Origin of the sequence: Bradyrhizobium sp. UFLA01-814 (assembly GCF_046718885.1) — a bacterium.
Classification (GTDB): domain Bacteria; phylum Pseudomonadota; class Alphaproteobacteria; order Rhizobiales; family Xanthobacteraceae; genus Bradyrhizobium; species Bradyrhizobium elkanii.
This window is the reverse complement of record NZ_JAQOSR010000044.1, coordinates 35,899-53,768: the sequence shown is the minus strand read 5'-3', so window position 1 is coordinate 53,768 and position 17,870 is coordinate 35,899. Positions and strand designations below refer to the sequence as shown.

Here is a 17,870-nt window from a genome sequence, read left to right as displayed (position 1 = left end):
CCCCCCCCCCCCCCCCCCCCCCCCCCCCCCCCCCCCCTTGTCAAGCAGAAGACGGCATACGCGATGATATCCTAAGTCTCGTGGGCTCGGAGATGTGTATAAGAGACAGGGCTGCGGAGGGCGCATGAGCACGATGTTGTGGACCTCGGATGCGATGGCGACGGCGATGCGCGCCGCCACGCAAGGCACGCTGCCGGACGGCGTCAGCGGTCTCTCGATCGACAGCCGCAGCATCGCAAAGGGCGAGGCGTATTTCGCGATCAAGGGCGACGTCCATGACGGCCATGCCTTTGTCGAGGCGGCGCTGAAGGCCGGCGCCGGGCTCGCGGTGGTCGAGACCGCGCAACGGGCAAAGTTTCCCACTGATGCGCCGCTGCTGGTGGTCGACGACGTGCTCGCCGCTCTCGTCGAGCTCGCCCATGCCTCGCGCGCGCGGCTCAACGCGCGGATCATCGCGGTGACCGGCTCGGTCGGCAAGACCTCGACGAAAGAGGCGCTGCGCCGCGTGCTGTCGGCGCAGGGCGAGACCCATGCGTCGGTGGCGTCGTTCAACAATCACTGGGGCGTGCCGCTGTCGCTGGCGCGCTGCCCGGCCAGCACGCGCTTTGCGGTGTTCGAGATCGGCATGAACCATGCCGGCGAGATCACGCCGCTGGTGAAGATGGTGCGCCCGCACGTCGCAATCATCACCACGATCGAGCCGGTGCATCTGGAATTCTTCGCCGGCATCGAGGCGATCGCCGACGCCAAGGCGGAGATCTTCGCAGGGCTCGAGCCCGATGGCGCCGTCGTGCTCAACCGCGACAACGGACAATTCGCGCGGCTGCAGAAGCAGGCCAAGCAGGCCGGCATCTCGCGCATCGTCTCGTTCGGCACCGACAAGCGCGCCGAGGCGCGGCTGCTCGACCTGTCGCTGCACGCGACTTGCTCGGCGGTGCATGCGGATATTCTGGATCACGACATCACCTACAAGATCGGCATGCCCGGCCGGCACATGGCGATGAACTCGCTCGCGGTGCTCGCCGGTGCTTCGCTGCTCGGCGCCGATATCGCGCGCGCGGCGTTGTCGCTGTCGCAGCTCGAGGCGCCGACCGGCCGCGGCTTCCGCCGCACCCTCGAGGTCGGCCATGGCGAGGCGATGCTGATCGACGAGAGCTACAACGCCAACCCGGCCTCGATGGGAGCCGCGCTCAACGTACTCGGCCAGGCCCAGACCGGGCCGCATGGCCGGCGCATCGCCGTGCTCGGCGACATGCTCGAACTCGGGCCGACCGGGCCCGAATTGCACCGCGGCCTCAACGAGGCCGTGACCGCCAACCGCATCGACCTCGTATATTGTTGTGGTCCGCTGATGCGGAATCTGTGGGATGCCCTTTCCACCGGCAAGCGGGGAGGCTATGCCGAGAGCTCGGCGGCGCTCGAAGCGCAGGCGGTCGCCGCGGTCCGTGCCGGTGACGTGATCATGGTGAAGGGCTCGCTGGGATCGAAGATGAAGCTCATTGTCAGCGCGCTGGAAAAACGCTTCCCCGACAAGGCCGCGCACGAAGAAGCGGTATAGGACTCCTCGAATGTTCTACTGGTTGATCGAACTGTCCAACACCGTTCCGGGGTTTGGGGCATTCCGCAGCGCGCTGAACGTGTTCCGCTACATCACGTTCCGCACCGGCGGGGCGATGGTGACCGGCGCGCTGTTCGTGTTCCTGTTCGGGCCCTGGATCATCGATCATCTGCGGTTGCGGCAGGGCAAGGGCCAGCCGATCCGGACCGATGGTCCGCAGTCGCATCTGATCTCCAAGAAGGGCACGCCCACCATGGGCGGTCTGATGATCCTGTCCGGGCTCGTGGTGTCGACGCTGCTATGGGCCAATCCGCTCAATCCCTACGTCTGGATCGTGCTGGCGGTGACGCTCGGCTTCGGCTTCGTCGGCTTCTATGACGATTATTTGAAGGTCACAAAGCAGTCGCACAGCGGCTTCGCCGGCAAGCTGCGGCTCCTGATCGAGGCGGCGATCGGGCTCGCCGCCACCTACGCGCTGGTCCGGCTCGGGCGCGACGTGTCCTCGACGTCGCTCGTGATTCCGTTCTTCAAGGACCTCGTGATCAATTTCGGCTGGTTCTTCGTGATCTTCGGCGCCTTCGTGATGGTCGGCGCCGGCAATGCGGTGAACCTGACCGACGGCCTCGACGGTCTTGCCATCGTGCCGGTCATGATCGCCGCCGCCAGCTTCGGCATGATCTCGTATCTGACCGGCAACGCGGTGTTCTCGGATTATCTGCAGATCAATTACGTCGCCGGCACCGGCGAACTGGCGGTGCTGTGCGGCGCGGTGCTTGGCGCAGGCCTCGGCTTCCTCTGGTTCAACGCGCCGCCGGCCTCGATCTTCATGGGCGACACCGGCTCGCTGGCGCTCGGCGGCATGCTTGGCGCGACGGCGGTTGCGGTGAAGCACGAGATCGTGCTCGCCGTGATCGGCGGCTTGTTCGTTCTGGAGGCGGTCTCGGTCATCGTCCAGGTCACCTCGTTCAAGCTCACCGGCAAGCGCGTGTTCCGGATGGCGCCGCTGCACCATCATTTCGAGCAGAAGGGCTGGACCGAACCGCAGATCGTGATCCGGTTCTGGATCATCTCGGTGATGCTGGCGCTCGCCGGCCTCTCGACGCTGAAGCTGCGCTGATGATGAAGAAGCCCTCCCACTGTCATTCCGGGGCGTGCGAAGCACGAACCCGGAATCTCGAGATTCCGGGTTCTCGCTGCGCGAGCCCCGGAATGACGGAGGTTGCGCCATGATCCCGGTCACCTCCTTCTCCGGCAAGACGGTCGCGGTGTTCGGGCTCGGCGGCTCCGGGCTCGCGAGCTGCCACGCGCTGAAGGCCGGCGGCGCCGAGGTGATCGCCGCCGACGACAATGCCGACAACGTCGTCAAGGCGGCGCAGGCCGGCTTCACCACCGCCGATCTGCGCACCGTGTCGTGGGCGAATTTCGCCGCATTGATCCTGACCCCGGGCGCGCCGCTGACCCATCCGGCGCCGCACTGGAGCGTGCTGAAGGCGCGCGAGGCTGGCTGCGAGGTGATCGGCGACGTCGAACTGTTCTGCCGCGAGCGCCGCCGTCACGCGCCGAACGCGCCGTTCGTCGCCATCACCGGCACCAACGGCAAATCGACCACCACCGCGCTGATCGCCCATCTGATTGATGTCGCCGGCTACGACACCCAGATGGGCGGCAATATCGGCACCGCGATCCTGTCGCTGGAGCCGCCGCGGATGGGCCGTGTCCATGTGATCGAGATGTCGTCCTACCAGATCGACCTCGCACCGTCGCTCGATCCGTCGGTCGGCATCCTGATCAACATCAGCGAGGATCACATCGATCGCCACGGCACGCTCGAGCATTACGCCGCGGTCAAGGAGCGGCTGGTCGCCGGCGTGCAGGCCGGCGGCACCGCGATAACAGGCGTCGACGACATCTGGTGCCGCAACATCGCCGACCGGCTCGATCGCGCCGGCAAGCGCGTGGTACGCATCTCGGTGAAGAACCCGCTGCCCGACGGCCTCTATGTCGAGCACGAGACCATCGTGCGCGCATCTGGCGCGGCGCGCAGCGAGATCGCGCGGCTGGGGGGCATCGGCTCGCTGCGCGGCCTGCACAATGCGCAGAACGCCGCCTGCGCCTCGGCCTGCGCGCTGGCGATGGGGATCGCAACCGACGTTTTGCAGAACGGCCTGCGCAGCTTCCCGGGTCTCGCGCATCGCATGGAGCAGGTCGGCCGCCGCGGCAACGTGCTGTTCGTCAACGACTCCAAGGGTACCAACGCGGATGCGGCCGCGCATGCGCTGTCGTCGTTCGCCGACATCTATTGGATCGCCGGCGGCAAGCCGAAGGCCGGCGGCATCACCAGCCTGACCGAATATTTCCCGCGCATCCGCAAGGCCTATCTGATCGGCGAGGCGGCGGCCGAATTCTCCGGCACGCTTGGCGAGCGCGTCCCGCACGACATGTCCGGCACGCTCGACGTCGCGATCGCCAGCGCCGCGCGCGATGCCGAGGCGTCCGGGCTCGCGGAGGCCGTCGTGCTGCTGTCGCCGGCCTGCGCCTCGTTCGACCAGTACCGCAATTTCGAAATCCGCGGCACCGCCTTCCGCGACATCGTCCAGGCCCTGCCCGGCGTCAAGCCGGTGGTGTGACGTCACGTAGGGCGGATTGGCGCAGCGTAATCCGCCATTCGGTGCCGGGCGATGACACCGAGATGAAGTGCGCAGTGACGGTACGTCGTATCGCGCGAGAACTATCCTCATCGTCGTCCTGGCGAAAGCCAGGACCCATTACCCCAAATCTCAATCGTTGCGCGACGCTGGGGCCGCGGTAGCGTCCATTATCAAGCGCGGTGGTTATGGGTCCTGGCTTTCGCCAGGACGACGTCGGGATGGGCCCAACCACCTCCCTCAAAAGTTACCTATCCCGTTAACCCCTTGGAAACCATCCTGCGCCACGAATGGACGTTATCTCTGCCATCTGGGAACGCCCATGCTCGCCCGTGACCAACGCACCCCGTTCTCGGACTGGTGGTGGACCGTCGACAAGCTGCTGCTTGTCGCGATCGCCGCGTTGATGCTGGCCGGCGTCATCCTGTCGCTGGCCGCGAGTCCGCCGGTGGCGACCCGGATCGGGCTCGATCCGTTCCACTTCTTCAACCGCCACGTCATGTTCCTGGTGCCGTCGCTGATGGTGCTGATCGGCGTCTCGTTCATGACGCCGCGGCAGATCCGGCGCACCGCGCTGATCGTGTTCGCGGTCTCGATCGCGCTGATCGTGCTGACGCTGCTGATCGGACCCGAGGTCAAGGGCTCGCGGCGCTGGATCACGCTGCTCGGCGTCAACATCCAGGCCTCCGAAGCCGCAAAACCCTCCTTCGTCATCGTCGCGGCCTGGCTGTTTGCGGAATCGACCAAGCGGCCGGAGATGCCGGCGACCTCGATGGCGCTGGTGCTGTTGCTGACGCTGGTCACGCTGCTGGTGATGGAGCCCGACTTCGGTCAGACCATGCTGATCCTCACCGTCTGGGGGGCGCTGTTCTTCATCGCGGGCATGCGGATGATCTGGGTGTTCGGGCTCGCCGGCGCGGCGGGCGCGGGCCTGTTCGGCGCCTATCTCCTGGTGCCGCACGTCGCCGGCCGCATCAAGCGCTTCATAAATCCCGCCTCCGGCGACACCTTCCAGGTCGACACCGCGATGGAGGCGTTCTGGAATGGCGGCTGGTTCGGCCTGGGGCCGGGCGAGGGCATCGCCAAGCGCAGCTTGCCGGACAGCCACACCGACTTCGTGTTCGCGGTCGCGGCCGAAGAGTTCGGCATCATCCTCTGCTTGATGCTGGTCGCGCTATTCGGTTTCATCGTGATCCGTACGCTGACCCGCGCCTATGCCACCGAGGACATGTTCTCGCGCTTCGCAGCCTCGGGGCTGGCGATCCTGTTCGGCGTGCAGGCGACCATCAACATGGCGGTCAATCTGCAATTGATCCCGGCCAAGGGCATGACGCTGCCGTTCATCTCCTATGGCGGCTCCTCGTTCGTGTCGCTCGCCTATGGCGTCGGCATGATGCTGGCGCTGACGCGGCAGCGGCCGCGCACCGAGATCGAATCGATGGAAGGCGCCAGCGCTCAGCGCGCCTACGCGTAGGTGAACCCTTGTTGTCATTGCGAGGAGCGAAGCGACGAAGCAATCCATCCCTCCGTTCTGCGGGGCTATGGATTGCTTCGCTTCGCTCGCAATGACGATGTAGAAGGCGGCCATGGACAACGCGCCCCTGATTCTGCTGGCGGCCGGTGGCACCGGCGGCCATCTGTTCCCGGCCGAAGCGCTCGCCGTGGAATTGATCAGGCGTGGCCTGCGGGTCCGGCTCGCCACCGACGGCCGCGCGCTGCGCTATTCCGGCCTGTTCGGCCGGGAGAGCATCGACCTAGTGCCCAGCGCGACCGTGCGCAGCCGCAACCCGATCTCGCTGGCGCGGACCGTGCTGATGCTCGGCTACGGCACGCTGGTTGCCGCCAATCTGGTGCGCCGGCTGAAGCCCGCGGCCGTGGTCGGCTTCGGCGGCTACCCGACCTTGCCGCCGCTGATGGCGGCGCGGCTGCTCGGCGTCCCCGGCATCATCCACGACGCCAATGCGGTGCTGGGCCGCGCCAACCGTTTCCTCTCCGGCCGCGTCAATGCGATCGCGACCTCGCTGCCCGGCGTGCTCGATCGCGATCCCGCGCTCGCGGGCAAGGCGACCACCGTCGGCACGCCGATGCGGCCGGCGATCCTCGCCGCGGCTGCGGTGAAATACACGGCACCCGAGCCGAACGCGCCGCTGCGCTTGCTTGTCGTCGGCGGCAGCCAGGGCGCGCGGGTGATGAGCGATATCGTGCCGCCGGCGATCGAGCAGCTCGCGCCCGCGCTGTGGAGCCGCCTGATCATCACCCAGCAGGTGCGCGAAGAGGACATGAATCGGGTGCGCGAGGTCTATGATCGGCTCAAGATCAACGCCGAGCTCGCGCCGTTCTTCGCCGACCTGCCGGCGCGCCTCGCCTCGAGCCAGCTCGTGATCTCGCGTTCCGGCGCCGGCACGGTCGCCGAGCTCGCCGCGATCGGCCGGCCCTCGATCCTGGTGCCGCTGCCGGGCGCGATCGATCAGGACCAGTTTGCCAATGCCGGCGTGCTGTCGCAGGCGAGCGGCGCGCTGCGCATCGCGCAGAGCGACTTCACGCCGGAGCGGCTGGCCGCTGAAATTTCGGCCTTCGCCGCCGAGCCTGCGAAACTGACCGCGATGGCGGCGTCGGCGCGCGGCGTCGGCCGGCTCGATGCCGCCGAGCGGCTTGCCGATCTGGTTGCGAAAGTGGCCGGAATTTAGGCCGCTTTCGAGGAATTTCGGCCGTGGGACGCCATGGCCGGGCTTGTCCCGGCCATATCAGTCTTTCATAAGTCGAAGAAGTGCCGGGGTGAGTCCGGACACGATGAAGGTGTTAGCAAAATGAGACTGCCGCGCGAGATCGGACCCATTCACTTCGTCGGGATCGGCGGCATCGGCATGAGCGGCATCGCCGAGGTGCTGATCAATCTCGGCTACACCGTGCAGGGTTCCGATGCTTCGGACAACTACAACCTCGACCGCTTGCGCAAGAAGGGCGCCAAGGTCTCGGTCGGCCACACCGCCGAGAATGTCGACGGCGCCGATGTCGTCGTGGTCTCGACTGCGATCAAGCGCGACAATCCCGAACTGATGGCGGCGCGCGCACGGCGCATTCCGGTGGTGCGGCGCGCCGAGATGCTGGCGGAACTGATGCGGCTGAAGAGCTGCGTCGCGATCGCCGGCACCCATGGCAAGACCACCACGACGACGATGGTGGCGACCCTGCTCGATGCCGGCGGGCTCGATCCGACCGTGATCAATGGCGGCATCATCAATGCCTATGGCTCCAACGCGCGGCTCGGGGCCGGCGACTGGATGGTGGTCGAAGCGGACGAGAGCGACGGCACCTTCCTGAAGCTGCCGTCCGATGTCGTCATCGTCACCAATATCGACCCCGAGCATCTCGATCACTTCAAGACCTTCGAGGCGATCCAGGACGCGTTCCGCAATTTCGTCGAAAATGTCCCGTTCTACGGCTTTGCCGTGATGTGCACCGATCACCCCGTGGTGCAAACTCTCGTCGGCAAGATCGAAGACCGCCGCATCATCACTTACGGCCAGAATCCGCAGGCCGATGCGCAGCTCAAGGATCTGACGCCGATGGGCGGCGGCTCGAAATTCTCGGTCGCGATCCGCGATCGCAAGTCCGGCGCGGTCCATGAGATCGCCGATATCATGCTGCCGATGCCGGGGCGCCACAACGCATCGAATGCGACGGCGGCGATCGCGGTCGCGCACGAGCTCGGCGTTTCCGACGACGTCATCCGCCAGGCCATGTCCGGCTTCGGCGGCGTCAAGCGGCGCTTCACCAAAACTGGCGAGACCAACGGCATCACCGTGATCGACGATTACGGTCATCACCCGGTCGAGATCGCGGCTGTCTTGAAGGCGGCGCGGGAATCCGTCAACGGCAAGATCGTCGCCGTGGTGCAGCCGCATCGCTTCACCCGCCTGCAATCGCTGTTCGAGGAATTCTGCACCTGCTTCAACGATGCCGATGCGGTCGTGGTCGCCGAGGTCTATCCGGCCGGCGAGGCGCCGATCGCCGGCATCGACCGCGACCATTTCGCGGCCGGCCTGCGCGCCCACGGCCATCGCAACGTTGTCCCGCTGCCGAACGCGGGCGAGCTCGCGAAGATCGTGCACGGTCTTGCCAAGCCCGGCGACCTCGTCGTTTGCCTCGGCGCCGGCAACATCACGCAATGGGCCTACGCGCTGCCCGGCGAATTGAAGGCGTTGGGGTGATGATGGCCTCGTATCCATCCTCGTCATGGCCGGGCTTGTCCCGGCCATCCACGTCTTCACTGCACTATCGTGTCGTACAGGTCGTCCCAGTTCGGGTTCGCTGCGATGATCTTGCGGATCTTCCAAGCGCGCGGCCAATGCTTGATGGTGTGTTCGCGCTGGATGGCTGTACGGATGTCGTCAAAGTGCTCAAAGTAGACGAGTCGCTTCAGTCCGTATCGCTTGGTGAAGCCATCGACGAAGCCGGAACGGTGCTCGAATATCCGGCGGACGAGATCGCTCGTTACCCCGACGTAGAGCACGCCGTTCGGACGGTTGGTCAGAAAATAAACGTATCCCCCTGCCATGTGGAGATACTGCAAGACGTGGATGGCCGGGACAAGCCCGGCCATGACGGATGGAGAGGTTACCCATGACCTTCCCCGACATCACGCCCGACCTGAAAGCCGCGATGCCGGAGCTGCGCGGGCGGCTGCTGGCGAACCAGTCGCTGGCGGAGCTGACCTGGTTTCGCGTCGGCGGGCCGGCGCAGGTGTTGTTCACGCCGGCAGATGAAGATGACCTCGCCTATTTCCTGACGCGCCTGCCGCCGGAGCTGCCGGTCTATGTCGTCGGCGTCGGCTCCAATCTGATCGTGCGCGATGGCGGCATGCCCGGCGTCGTGATCCGGCTCGCGCCGCGCGCCTTCGGAGAGACCAGCGCGGCCGGCGATGTCGTCACCGCCGGCGCTGCGGCGCTCGACAAGCGCGTCGCCGAGACGGCTGCGGCGGCTGACATCGGCGGCATGGAATTCTTCTTCGGCATTCCCGGCACGGTCGGCGGCGCGCTGCGCATGAATGCCGGCGCCAATGGCGGCGAGACCAAGGACGTGCTGATCGAGGCCACCGGCATCGGCCGCGACGGAACGAAGCATACGTTCGGTAATGCCGACATGAAGTTCGTCTATCGCAACAGCGGCGTCGATCCGTCCATCGTGTTCACCTCGGCGCGCTTCCGCGGCAGGATCACCGATACTGAGGTGATCCGCGCCCGCATGAACGAGGTGCAGACCCATCGCGAGACCGCGCAGCCGATCCGCGAGAAGACCGGCGGCTCGACCTTCAAGAATCCGCCCGGCAACAGCGCCTGGAAGCTGATCGATGCCGCCGGCTGCCGCGGCCTCAAGGTCGGCGGCGCGCAGGTGTCGGAGATGCACTGCAATTTCCTGATCAACACCGGCAACGCCACCGGGCACGACATCGAGACGCTCGGCGAGACGGTGCGCGAACGGGTCAAGCAGAGCAGCGGAATTGAGCTACACTGGGAAATCAAGCGGATCGGAAATTCATCGTAGTCGTCATTCCGGGGCGATGCGCAGCATCGAACCCGGAATCTCGAGATTCCGGGTCTGGTCCTTCGGACCATCCCGGAATGACGGAAGTAGCGAAGACAGGCAAAGAAGATGCAGGTGACCATTCTGTTCGGCGGCACCAACAAGGAGCGGCTGGTCTCGGTGGCGAGCACGCAGGCGCTGCACCGCGCGCTGCCCGACGCGGACCTCTGGTTCTGGGATGTCGACGACACCGTGCATGCGGTGACGTCGGAAAAACTGCTCGGCCATACGCGGCCGTTCGAGGTCGACTTCAAACCCGACGGTCGCGGCATCGCGCTCGACCAGGCGCTCGACAAGGCGAGCGCCGAGCAGCGGGTGCTGGTGTTCGGCCTGCACGGCGGCCGCGCCGAGAATGGCGAGTTGCAGGCGATGTGCGAGCTGCGCGGCGTCGCGTTCACCGGCTCCGGCTCGGCGTCGTCGCATCTGGCGTTCGACAAGCCGTCGGCAAAGCGCTTCGCCGCGATCGCAGGCCTCAACGCGCCGCAGGGCATCAATGTCGAACAGATCGATGACGCCTTCGCGAAACACGGCAGGCTGATTGCAAAACCCGCCAAGGACGGATCGAGCTACGGGCTGATCTTCGTCAACGCGCAGCAGGACCTCGTCGCGGTCCGCAATGCCGCAAAGCATGAAGAGTATCTGATCGAGCCGTTCGTGTCGGGCGTGGAGGCGACCTGCGGCGTGCTCGAGCAGTCCGACGGCTCCGTGTTCGCGCTGCCGCCGATCGAGATCGTGCCGGGGGAGGGAACCTTCGACTACACGGCCAAATACCTGCTGAAGTCGACCCAGGAGATCTGTCCCGGCCGTTTCGCGCCCGAGGTCAGCGCCGCGATCAGGGACCATGCGCTGCGGGCGCACCGCGCGTTGTCATGCACCGGCTACTCGCGCAGCGATTTCATCGTCTCGGCCAATGGCCCGGTCTACCTCGAGACCAACACCCTGCCGGGGCTCACCGCGGCATCACTGTACCCTAAGGCCTTGAAAGCACAGGGCATCGCCTTTGCCGACTTCCTTACCGACCAGATCGAGCTGGCCCGCCGCCGCGTCCGAAGTTAATGCCCGGCCGGGCGGGAACCCGCCAGGTCAGCCGGACGGAACCCGGCGGCTGTTGCTAAAATGCTAACGAGTTCGCGGCAAAGTACTCAGAGCGTTGATCAAAACACGCTCCAGGCCGAAGTCGTTTACCGTTTGTTTACCAGGAAGCCCGAAGGTTAACGCTGGCGGCGCATGTAGCGCTTGGCTGCCGGGGCGTGAGCTGTCGCGGATTACCGCTTCGAGGATCGCAACGAGGGAACAGGGGGCCACTCTAATCCCACCGGTCTAGCCGAGACGTGATTTGTGCCGGGACCCGCGGGGTTTGCGGGCACAACATGTGACGAGCTCGTGCAATGGATGGTGCAGGACGCCTCACCCGATCGCTGCGATCGCTGGGGCCTCAAGCTGACCTGAGAGCAGCCGCTATTGGAGCGGCGGTGCTGCTGTGCGAGTATGTCGGCGCCCATCTCGCACGTCGTCGCCGGCGCCCCGCCAAGCGGCCGCAAGTCATCATCGATCGCGAGCCGCCGAACCGCTACATCCTGATGGTCGAACGCTATCTGCCGCGCCGCATCGGGCTGGTCGCGACGCTCGCGATCCTGTTCGGCAGCCTGGGCCTTGGCATCGTCAAAGGCGGCCATGTCGAGGAATTCACCACCGCGCTCAGCGACGCCCGCAACGCGCTCGCCAACACCGCCGGCTTCCGCATCACCACCGTCGGCATCAACGGCCGCAAGCAGCTGAGCCAGGACGAGGTGCTCGCGATCGGTGGCGTCAATGGCCGCTCCTCGCTGCTGTTCCTCGACGCCGACACCGTGCGCGCCAAGCTGAAGGCCAATCCCTGGATCGCGGATGCCACGATCCTCAAGCTCTATCCCGGCCGGCTGCAGATCGACATCGTCGAGCGCACTGCCTTCGCGCTGTGGCAGCAGAACGGCCGCCTGTCGGTGATCGCCTCCGACGGCGCGGTGCTCGAGCCCTACGTCTCGCGCCGCTTCCTCAATCTGCCGCTCGTTGTCGGCAAGGGCGCCGACGTCAGAGCCCACGACTTCCTGGCGCTGCTCGACCGTTACCCGCAGGTGCGCTCGGTGACCAAGGCCGCGATCTTCGTCGGCGAGCGGCGCTGGAACCTGCGCCTCAAGGACGGTCTCGACGTCCGCCTGCCGGAGAACGACATCGGCAACGCGCTCGCTGCGCTCTCCAGGCTCGACAAGGATGAGAAGCTGTTCTCGCGCGACATTGTCGCCGTCGACATGCGCCTGCCCGATCGGTTGATCGTGCAATTGTCCGAGGACGCCGGCAAGGCGCGCGACGAACTGTTCAAGGACAAGAAGTCCAAGAAGAAGGCCGGTGACTCCGCATGACCGGCCTCGATCGCAATTTGACCCCGAAGACCCGCCCGATGCAGAAGCGCACCGCGATGGTGGCTTCGCTCGATGTCGGCTCCAGCAAGATCGCCTGCATGATCGCGCGGCTCAGGCCGTCGCCGCCGAACGAGGCGCTGCGCGGACGCACCCATGCGGTCGAATTGATCGGCTATAGCCAGATCCAGTCGCGCGGCGTCAAGGCCGGCTCCGTCGTCGATCTCGCCGAATGCGAGAAGGCGGTGCGCCACGCGGTGGCGCTGGCCGAACGCATGGCCAAGGTCCGTGTCGAATCCGTTCTGCTGTCGGTCTCCGGCGGCCGGCAGCATGGCCAGCTGGTCGAAGCCGCGGCCGATATCCGCGGCGGCTCGGTGACCTCGGACGATATCAGCCGCGTCACGTCGGCCGGCATGCGCCACGCCGCCGGCGCGGGCCGCACCGTGCTGCACGCGCTGCCGGTCGGCTACGCACTCGACGGCGTCAAGGGCATCCGCGATCCCAGAGGCATGGTGGCGCGCCAGTTCGGCGTCGACATGAATGTGGTGACGTCGGACGCGACGGTCGCCAAGAACCTGATGCTGGTGGTCGAGCGCTGCCATCTCAACGTCGAAGCCATGGCGTCGAGCCCCTATGTCGCGGGTCTCTCGGTGCTGACCGATGACGAGGCCGATCTCGGCGCTGCCGTCGTCGAGATGGGCGCGGGATCGACCACGATCGCGACATACTCCGGCGGACGTCTCGTGCACGCATCCGGATTTGCGCTCGGCGGGCAACACATCACGATGGATCTTGCGCGCGGCATCGGCGCGTGCATTGCGGATGCCGAGCGAATCAAGACCTTATACGGCACGGTGCTGACCGGCGGTTCGGACTCGCGCGAGCTGATGTCCGTTCCCACCGCAGGCGATGATCGGGAGACACCGCAAATCGTGTCCCGCGCCACGATTGCGAACATTGTCCGGCATCGCGCCGAGGAGATTTTCGAAATGGTCCGTGACCGGCTCGCGGATTCCCCCTTTGCGGCAGAGCCGAGGGCGCGCGTGGTGTTGAGCGGCGGCGCCTCGCAGCTCACCGGCACCGTCGAGCTTGCCACCCGCATCCTGAATCGTCAGGTCCGCATCGGCCGTCCGCTCGGCTTCGGCCGGCTGCCGAACGAGGCGAAGGGCGCCTCGTTCTCGGTGCCCACGGGCCTCCTGGTCTATCCGCAATACGCACATCTTGAACATGTCGAACCGCGGCGCACGCGGCAGCTCAGGACAGGGACAGACGGTTACTTCGGAAAGGTCGGACGATGGCTTCGCGAGGGCTTCTGATGACCGCACCCCGGCTCACAGCATTTTCACCAGCTCCGGCGGCCAGCGGCCGGGACGAACCAACGCGCGCATAATCGAGAGAGGCAACCATGGCACTCAATCTGACACCCCCTGACATCAGCGAGCTGAAACCGCGGATCACCGTCTTCGGCGTCGGCGGCGCGGGTGGTAATGCCGTCAACAACATGATCACCGCCGGGTTGCAGGGCGTCGACTTCGTCGTCGCCAACACCGACGCGCAGGCGCTGACCATGTCGAAGGCGCAGCGCATCGTGCAGATGGGCACCCAGGTCACCCAGGGCCTCGGCGCCGGTTCGCAGCCCGACGTCGGCGCTGCGGCCGCGCAGGAGGTCATGGACGAGCTGCGCGATCACCTCACCGGCGCCAACATGGTGTTCGTCACCGCCGGCATGGGCGGCGGCACCGGCACCGGTGCTGCACCCGTGATCGCCAAGGCCGCTCGCGAGATGGGAATCCTCACCGTCGGCGTGGTGACCAAGCCGTTCCACTTCGAGGGTCAGCGCCGCATGCGCACCGCCGAGCACGGCATCGCCGAGCTGCACAAGGTGGTCGACACGCTGCTGATCATCCCGAACCAGAACCTGTTCCGGGTCGCCAACGAGAAGACCACCTTCGCCGACGCCTTCGCGATGGCCGACCAGGTGCTGTACTCGGGCGTCGCCTGCATCACCGACCTGATGGTCAAGGAAGGCCTGATCAACCTCGACTTCGCCGACGTCCGCGCCGTGATGCGTGAAATGGGCAAGGCGATGATGGGCACCGGCGAAGCCACCGGCGAGAAGCGCGCGTTGACCGCCGCGGAAGCCGCGATCGCCAACCCGCTGATCGACGACAGCTCGATGAAGGGCGCCCGCGGCCTCCTGATCTCGATCACGGGCGGCAAGGACCTGACCCTGTTCGAGGTCGACGAAGCCGCCACCCGCATTCGCGAAGAGGTCGACGCCGACGCCAACATCATCGTCGGCGCCACCTTCGACGAATCGCTCGATGGCGTCATTCGCGTCTCGGTGGTCGCGACCGGTATCGAGCAGGCGGCCATTGCCTCCCGCGCCCAGGCTCCCGCCGCGCAGCAGTCGGGTGGTTCGCCGGAGAGCCGGCTGGCCGATCTGACCGCCCGCCTGCGTGCCGACAATCAGCGCATGGCCGAGCGTGCCCAGAAGCTGGAACCGTCGACCGGCGTGACGGTCGCGCCGATCGCGGCTCCGCCCGCCGTGCCCCAGGGACGTCCGGCCGTCGAGCGCGCCGCGCTCGCGGCGATAGCCGCCGCGGTTGCTCCCGACAGCGCGCCGGCACAGGCGCCGATGCAGCCGGCCTCTTACGGTGACGTCACCGTGCGGCCGATTGCCCAGAAGCCCTCGCTGTTCCCGGACCACGAGGCCGCCCGGGCCGAACAGCATGAGCCGATGCCGCCCGAGACCTTCATCCCGCAGGCGGCGGAACGGTCGCCGGTCCGTGCTCCGCGGATGCCGAAGTTCGAGGATCTGCCGATGCCGGCGCAGGCCGAAATCCGGCAGGCCAGCGGTGACGGCGAGGTGGAGCACCCGCAGAAGACCCGGCTGTCGCTGCTGCAGCGGCTGGCCAATGTCGGCCTCGGCCGCCGCGACGAGGAGACCGAGCCGCCGATCGCGGCCCGCGCCTCCGGTCCGGCCATGCCGACGATGCCGCCGCTGCCCGAGCGCAAGCCGGCCCGCAGCGTCGCCCAGCAGATCTCGGCGAACGAATCGCCGGTATCCGAATATGCAAAGCGCCCTGCGCCGCAGGGTCTGGACGCTCATGGCCGCCAGGCACCTGTTGCCCCGGCGCCACAGGGCGACGACCATCTTGATATCCCGGCCTTCCTGCGCCGGCAGGCGAACTGAAGTTTGTTACAAGCTTGGCGACGAAGAAGGCCTCGGCGGGGAACCGCCGGGGCCTTTTCCTTGGCGCGGGTAAGCGATTGCGCCGGATAAACAAGCAACTGATTTTAAATGATTAATTATTCTTTCGGTGGTCAGATGGCGCGTCGCCGAGGGCCGTTTTCGCTGCCGCAATTTGGTTAACCTTGGGCGTGAATGCGGCGGAGATGGGGTAACAATCGGTAAAGAAGCGTGAGTTGGCGCGGTTTAGGGCTGTGACTATGGTCTGCCGTGACTTGGGGAGCTCAAGCGAGTCGGCCTTGGGGAAATTTGGCCACTTGAATTGAGTGAAGTCGGGTAGTGGGCATTATCGAATGAAGTTCAGCCGTCAAACCACGCTTCGGTCGCAAGCCACCGTGACTGGCGTAGGCGTTCATTCCGGTCTTCCTGTCAGTCTCACCTTGGGACCTGCACCTGTTGATGCGGGTTTTATTTTTGTCCGCACCGGTCTCGACGGTTCCGACCGCGAAGTCGTGGCCACCGCCGATGCGGTGATCGCGACCGAGTTCGCGACGGTGCTGGGTGACCGCGAAGGGCCGCTGGTTTCCACCGCCGAGCACGTGCTCGCGGCGCTGCGCGGCATGGGCGTCGACAACGCCACCATCGAAGTCGATGGCGCCGAAGTTCCGATCATGGACGGCAGCGCTGCGGCGTTCGTCGCGGCCATCGATCAGGCCGGCATTGTGACCCAGCCCGGCGTCCGCCGCTTCATCCAGGTTTTGAAGCCGGTGCAAGTCAAGATCGGCGAATCGGTTGGCGAGCTGCGTCCGTTCGCCGGTGGGTTCCGCACTGAAGTCGAGATCGATTTCACCAACCAGGTGATTGGCCGCCAGACCTTCACCTTCGATCTGTCGCCGGAAGGTTTCCGCCGCGAGGTCGCACGGGCCCGCACGTTCGGCTGCATGAGCGACGTGGCGCGGCTGTGGGGCGCAGGCTTCGCGCTCGGCGCGTCCTTCGACAACACCGTGGTGTTCGACGAGGCCCGTCTCCTCAACGCCGAGGGCCTGCGCTATGCCGACGAATGCGCCCGCCACAAGGTGCTCGACGTGATCGGCGACCTGGCGCTGGCCGGCCTGCCGTTGCTCGGCAGCTACCGTTCGGTACGGGGCGGCCACAAGCTCAACAACGCGGTGCTGAAGGCGCTGCTCGCCGACCGCAGCGCCTGGCGGGTGGTCGAATCGGACACCGCTCGGCGGCCGCTCCGTGGCCATGTCGAAGCCGGTGCAGGCACCGTGGGCGGCCTCGTCGCCCCGGCCTACGGCCCGGACGTGTCCTGATCGCCCAAGTCCTGATCGCCTGGCCGGTCGGGTCCAATTTCCGTAATAACCACAGTAGGCTGTGAGCTTCGTCGGGTCGCCTTATTCCCGGCGGAATGGCTCCGTATTCGGTTGGTCCACGGTCATTTTTCGGCTAAGCAGGCCTGCGGTTGCGAGTGACGGAGCCAATGGCACTGGAAATATTGCATCCATGACCGCGGTTCATGGGTGGAGTGGGGTTGCCGTTAACCGCATCAAAGGCGTCAGGTTTTACAATTCATGTCGGCAATGCGTATGGCGCTCGAATCACGCAATTCTTCTGACGTCTCCGGCCTGACCAAGGCCGCGCGCACGCTGCGTTTTGCGGCGGGCCTGATTGTGCTGGCCATGCCGCTCAGCGGCTGCGGCACCGGCGCGCTGTGGGACAAGTTCATGGCCAAGGACGACACGTTCGTCGATGAGCCCGCGGACAAGCTCTACAATGAGGGCTTGTACATGATGAACGAGAAGAAGGACCTGAAGGCCGCCTCGAAGAAGTTCGAGGAAGTCGACCGTCAGCATCCCTATTCCGACTGGGCGCGCAAGTCGCTCTTGATGTCGGCCTATTCGTTCTACCAGGCGGGCGATTACGACAGCTGCATCGGCTCGGCCACCCGCTACGTCACGCTGCATCCCGGCAGCCCGGATGCGTCCTACGCCCAGTACCTGATCGCGGCATCGCATTTCGACCAGATCCCGGACATCTCGCGCGACCAGAGCCGCACCGAGAAGGCGATCGCGGCGCTCGAAGAGGTGGTCCGCAAATATCCGACCTCGGAATACGCCACCCAGGCCAAGTCCAAGATCCAGGCTGCGCGCGACCAGCTCGCCGGCAAGGAAATGGCGGTCGGGCGCTATTACATGGGCAAGCGCGACTTCACCGCCGCGATCAACCGCTTCAAGACCGTGGTCACGCAATACCAGACCACGCGCCACGTCGAGGAGGCGCTCTACCGCCTCACCGAGGCCTACATGGCGATCGGCATCGCCGGCGAGGCGCAGACCGCGGCCGCGGTGCTGGGCCACAATTTTCCAGACAGCCGCTGGTACAAGGACGCATATAATCTAGTAAAGTCCGGCGGTCTCGAGCCGAGCGAGAATCAGGGTTCCTGGATCAGCAGGACCTTCAAGAAGATAGGTCTCGGCTAGGAATTGTCCTCG

Annotated in this window: 14 protein-coding genes and 1 pseudogene; 14 read left to right on the top strand and 1 reads right to left on the bottom strand. The window is 66.0% G+C overall.

The window, feature by feature from the left end; all coding sequences use genetic code 11:
* Nucleotides 1-124 precede the first annotated feature (124 nt).
* The 6 genes from PMN64_RS15930 to murC all read left to right on the top strand — a co-directional run bounded on the left by PMN64_RS15930 (nt 125) and on the right by murC (nt 8,414).
* The gene (locus PMN64_RS15930; protein WP_411781300.1) at nt 125-1,558 is read left to right on the top strand and encodes a UDP-N-acetylmuramoylalanyl-D-glutamyl-2,6-diaminopimelate--D-alanyl-D-alanine ligase; all 1,434 of its coding nucleotides are present in this window, start codon (nt 125-127) and stop codon (nt 1,556-1,558) included.
* Nucleotides 1,559-1,568: 10 nt separating this feature from the next.
* On the top strand, nt 1,569-2,675 hold the full coding sequence (gene mraY, locus PMN64_RS15925) for a phospho-N-acetylmuramoyl-pentapeptide-transferase (RefSeq protein WP_016846578.1): 1,107 nt from the start codon (nt 1,569-1,571) through the stop codon (nt 2,673-2,675).
* A gap of 109 nt (nt 2,676-2,784) precedes the next feature.
* Nucleotides 2,785-4,185 carry a UDP-N-acetylmuramoyl-L-alanine--D-glutamate ligase gene (gene murD, locus PMN64_RS15920; protein ID WP_411781298.1) on the top strand — a complete coding sequence of 467 codons (1,401 nt, stop codon included), beginning with the start codon at nt 2,785-2,787 and terminating at the stop codon, nt 4,183-4,185.
* A gap of 340 nt (nt 4,186-4,525) precedes the next feature.
* Nucleotides 4,526-5,677, top strand: a complete 1,152-nt coding sequence (gene ftsW, locus PMN64_RS15915) for a putative lipid II flippase FtsW (protein WP_411781297.1) — start codon at nt 4,526-4,528, stop codon at nt 5,675-5,677.
* Between the two features lie 112 nt (nt 5,678-5,789).
* Nucleotides 5,790-6,890, top strand: a complete 1,101-nt coding sequence (gene murG, locus PMN64_RS15910) for an undecaprenyldiphospho-muramoylpentapeptide beta-N-acetylglucosaminyltransferase (RefSeq protein WP_411781296.1) — start codon at nt 5,790-5,792, stop codon at nt 6,888-6,890.
* Between the two features lie 120 nt (nt 6,891-7,010).
* Entirely contained in the window at nt 7,011-8,414 is a 1,404-nt protein-coding gene (gene murC / locus PMN64_RS15905) for a UDP-N-acetylmuramate--L-alanine ligase (protein ID WP_411781295.1), read from the top strand.
* Between the two features lie 56 nt (nt 8,415-8,470).
* Here the strand turns inward: murC and PMN64_RS15900 are convergent, their stop codons facing one another.
* Complete coding sequence (locus tag PMN64_RS15900) at nt 8,471-8,806, bottom strand: GIY-YIG nuclease family protein (protein WP_253609924.1); 336 nt, start codon at nt 8,804-8,806, stop codon at nt 8,471-8,473.
* Between the two features lie 20 nt (nt 8,807-8,826).
* On the opposite strand from PMN64_RS15900, the gene murB reads away from it, so the two are divergent.
* The 8 genes and pseudogenes from murB to PMN64_RS15860 all read left to right on the top strand — a co-directional run bounded on the left by murB (nt 8,827) and on the right by PMN64_RS15860 (nt 17,858).
* Complete coding sequence (gene murB / locus PMN64_RS15895) at nt 8,827-9,747, top strand: UDP-N-acetylmuramate dehydrogenase (RefSeq protein ID WP_411781294.1); 921 nt, start codon at nt 8,827-8,829, stop codon at nt 9,745-9,747.
* Nucleotides 9,748-9,855: 108 nt separating this feature from the next.
* A complete protein-coding gene (locus tag PMN64_RS15890) occupies nt 9,856-10,842 on the top strand; it encodes a D-alanine--D-alanine ligase (RefSeq protein ID WP_411781292.1) in 987 nt (328 codons plus the stop codon).
* Between the two features lie 98 nt (nt 10,843-10,940).
* A pseudogene (locus tag PMN64_RS15885) lies at nt 10,941-11,235 on the top strand (D-alanine--D-alanine ligase); the annotation flags it as partial.
* Nucleotides 11,175-12,185, top strand: coding sequence for a cell division protein FtsQ/DivIB (locus PMN64_RS15880; protein ID WP_411781291.1), 1,011 nt, complete (start codon nt 11,175-11,177; stop codon nt 12,183-12,185). The pseudogene PMN64_RS15885 and the gene PMN64_RS15880, both read left to right, overlap by 61 nt.
* Nucleotides 12,182-13,498 carry a cell division protein FtsA gene (gene ftsA, locus PMN64_RS15875; RefSeq protein WP_028332543.1) on the top strand — a complete coding sequence of 439 codons (1,317 nt, stop codon included), beginning with the start codon at nt 12,182-12,184 and terminating at the stop codon, nt 13,496-13,498. The genes PMN64_RS15880 and ftsA overlap by 4 nt, the downstream gene beginning before the upstream one ends.
* 89 nt (nt 13,499-13,587) lie before the next feature.
* Nucleotides 13,588-15,378: a cell division protein FtsZ gene (gene ftsZ, locus PMN64_RS15870; RefSeq protein WP_411781289.1), complete on the top strand. Its 1,791-nt coding sequence runs from the start codon at nt 13,588-13,590 to the stop codon at nt 15,376-15,378.
* A gap of 350 nt (nt 15,379-15,728) precedes the next feature.
* On the top strand, nt 15,729-16,691 hold the full coding sequence (gene lpxC / locus PMN64_RS15865; protein ID WP_028342176.1) for a UDP-3-O-acyl-N-acetylglucosamine deacetylase: 963 nt from the start codon (nt 15,729-15,731) through the stop codon (nt 16,689-16,691).
* Between the two features lie 258 nt (nt 16,692-16,949).
* Entirely contained in the window at nt 16,950-17,858 is a 909-nt protein-coding gene (locus PMN64_RS15860; protein ID WP_028332540.1) for an outer membrane protein assembly factor BamD, read from the top strand.
* The last annotated feature ends 12 nt before the right edge of the window (nt 17,859-17,870 follow it).

Bases quoted from the DNA above. Each gene is read 5' to 3' on its own strand.
- PMN64_RS15930 (WP_411781300.1), top strand. From the start codon at position 125: ATGAGCACGATGTTGTGGACCTCGGATGCGATGGCGACGGCGATGCGC.
- mraY (WP_016846578.1), top strand. From the start codon at position 1,569: ATGTTCTACTGGTTGATCGAACTGTCCAACACCGTTCCGGGGTTTGGG.
- murD (WP_411781298.1), top strand. From the start codon at position 2,785: ATGATCCCGGTCACCTCCTTCTCCGGCAAGACGGTCGCGGTGTTCGGG.
- ftsW (WP_411781297.1), top strand. From the start codon at position 4,526: ATGCTCGCCCGTGACCAACGCACCCCGTTCTCGGACTGGTGGTGGACC.
- murG (WP_411781296.1), top strand. From the start codon at position 5,790: ATGGACAACGCGCCCCTGATTCTGCTGGCGGCCGGTGGCACCGGCGGC.
- murC (WP_411781295.1), top strand. From the start codon at position 7,011: ATGAGACTGCCGCGCGAGATCGGACCCATTCACTTCGTCGGGATCGGC.
- PMN64_RS15900 (WP_253609924.1), bottom strand. From the start codon at position 8,806: ATGGCCGGGCTTGTCCCGGCCATCCACGTCTTGCAGTATCTCCACATG.
- murB (WP_411781294.1), top strand. From the start codon at position 8,827: ATGACCTTCCCCGACATCACGCCCGACCTGAAAGCCGCGATGCCGGAG.
- PMN64_RS15890 (WP_411781292.1), top strand. From the start codon at position 9,856: ATGCAGGTGACCATTCTGTTCGGCGGCACCAACAAGGAGCGGCTGGTC.
- PMN64_RS15880 (WP_411781291.1), top strand. From the start codon at position 11,175: ATGGATGGTGCAGGACGCCTCACCCGATCGCTGCGATCGCTGGGGCCT.
- ftsA (WP_028332543.1), top strand. From the start codon at position 12,182: ATGACCGGCCTCGATCGCAATTTGACCCCGAAGACCCGCCCGATGCAG.
- ftsZ (WP_411781289.1), top strand. From the start codon at position 13,588: ATGGCACTCAATCTGACACCCCCTGACATCAGCGAGCTGAAACCGCGG.
- lpxC (WP_028342176.1), top strand. From the start codon at position 15,729: ATGAAGTTCAGCCGTCAAACCACGCTTCGGTCGCAAGCCACCGTGACT.
- PMN64_RS15860 (WP_028332540.1), top strand. From the start codon at position 16,950: ATGTCGGCAATGCGTATGGCGCTCGAATCACGCAATTCTTCTGACGTC.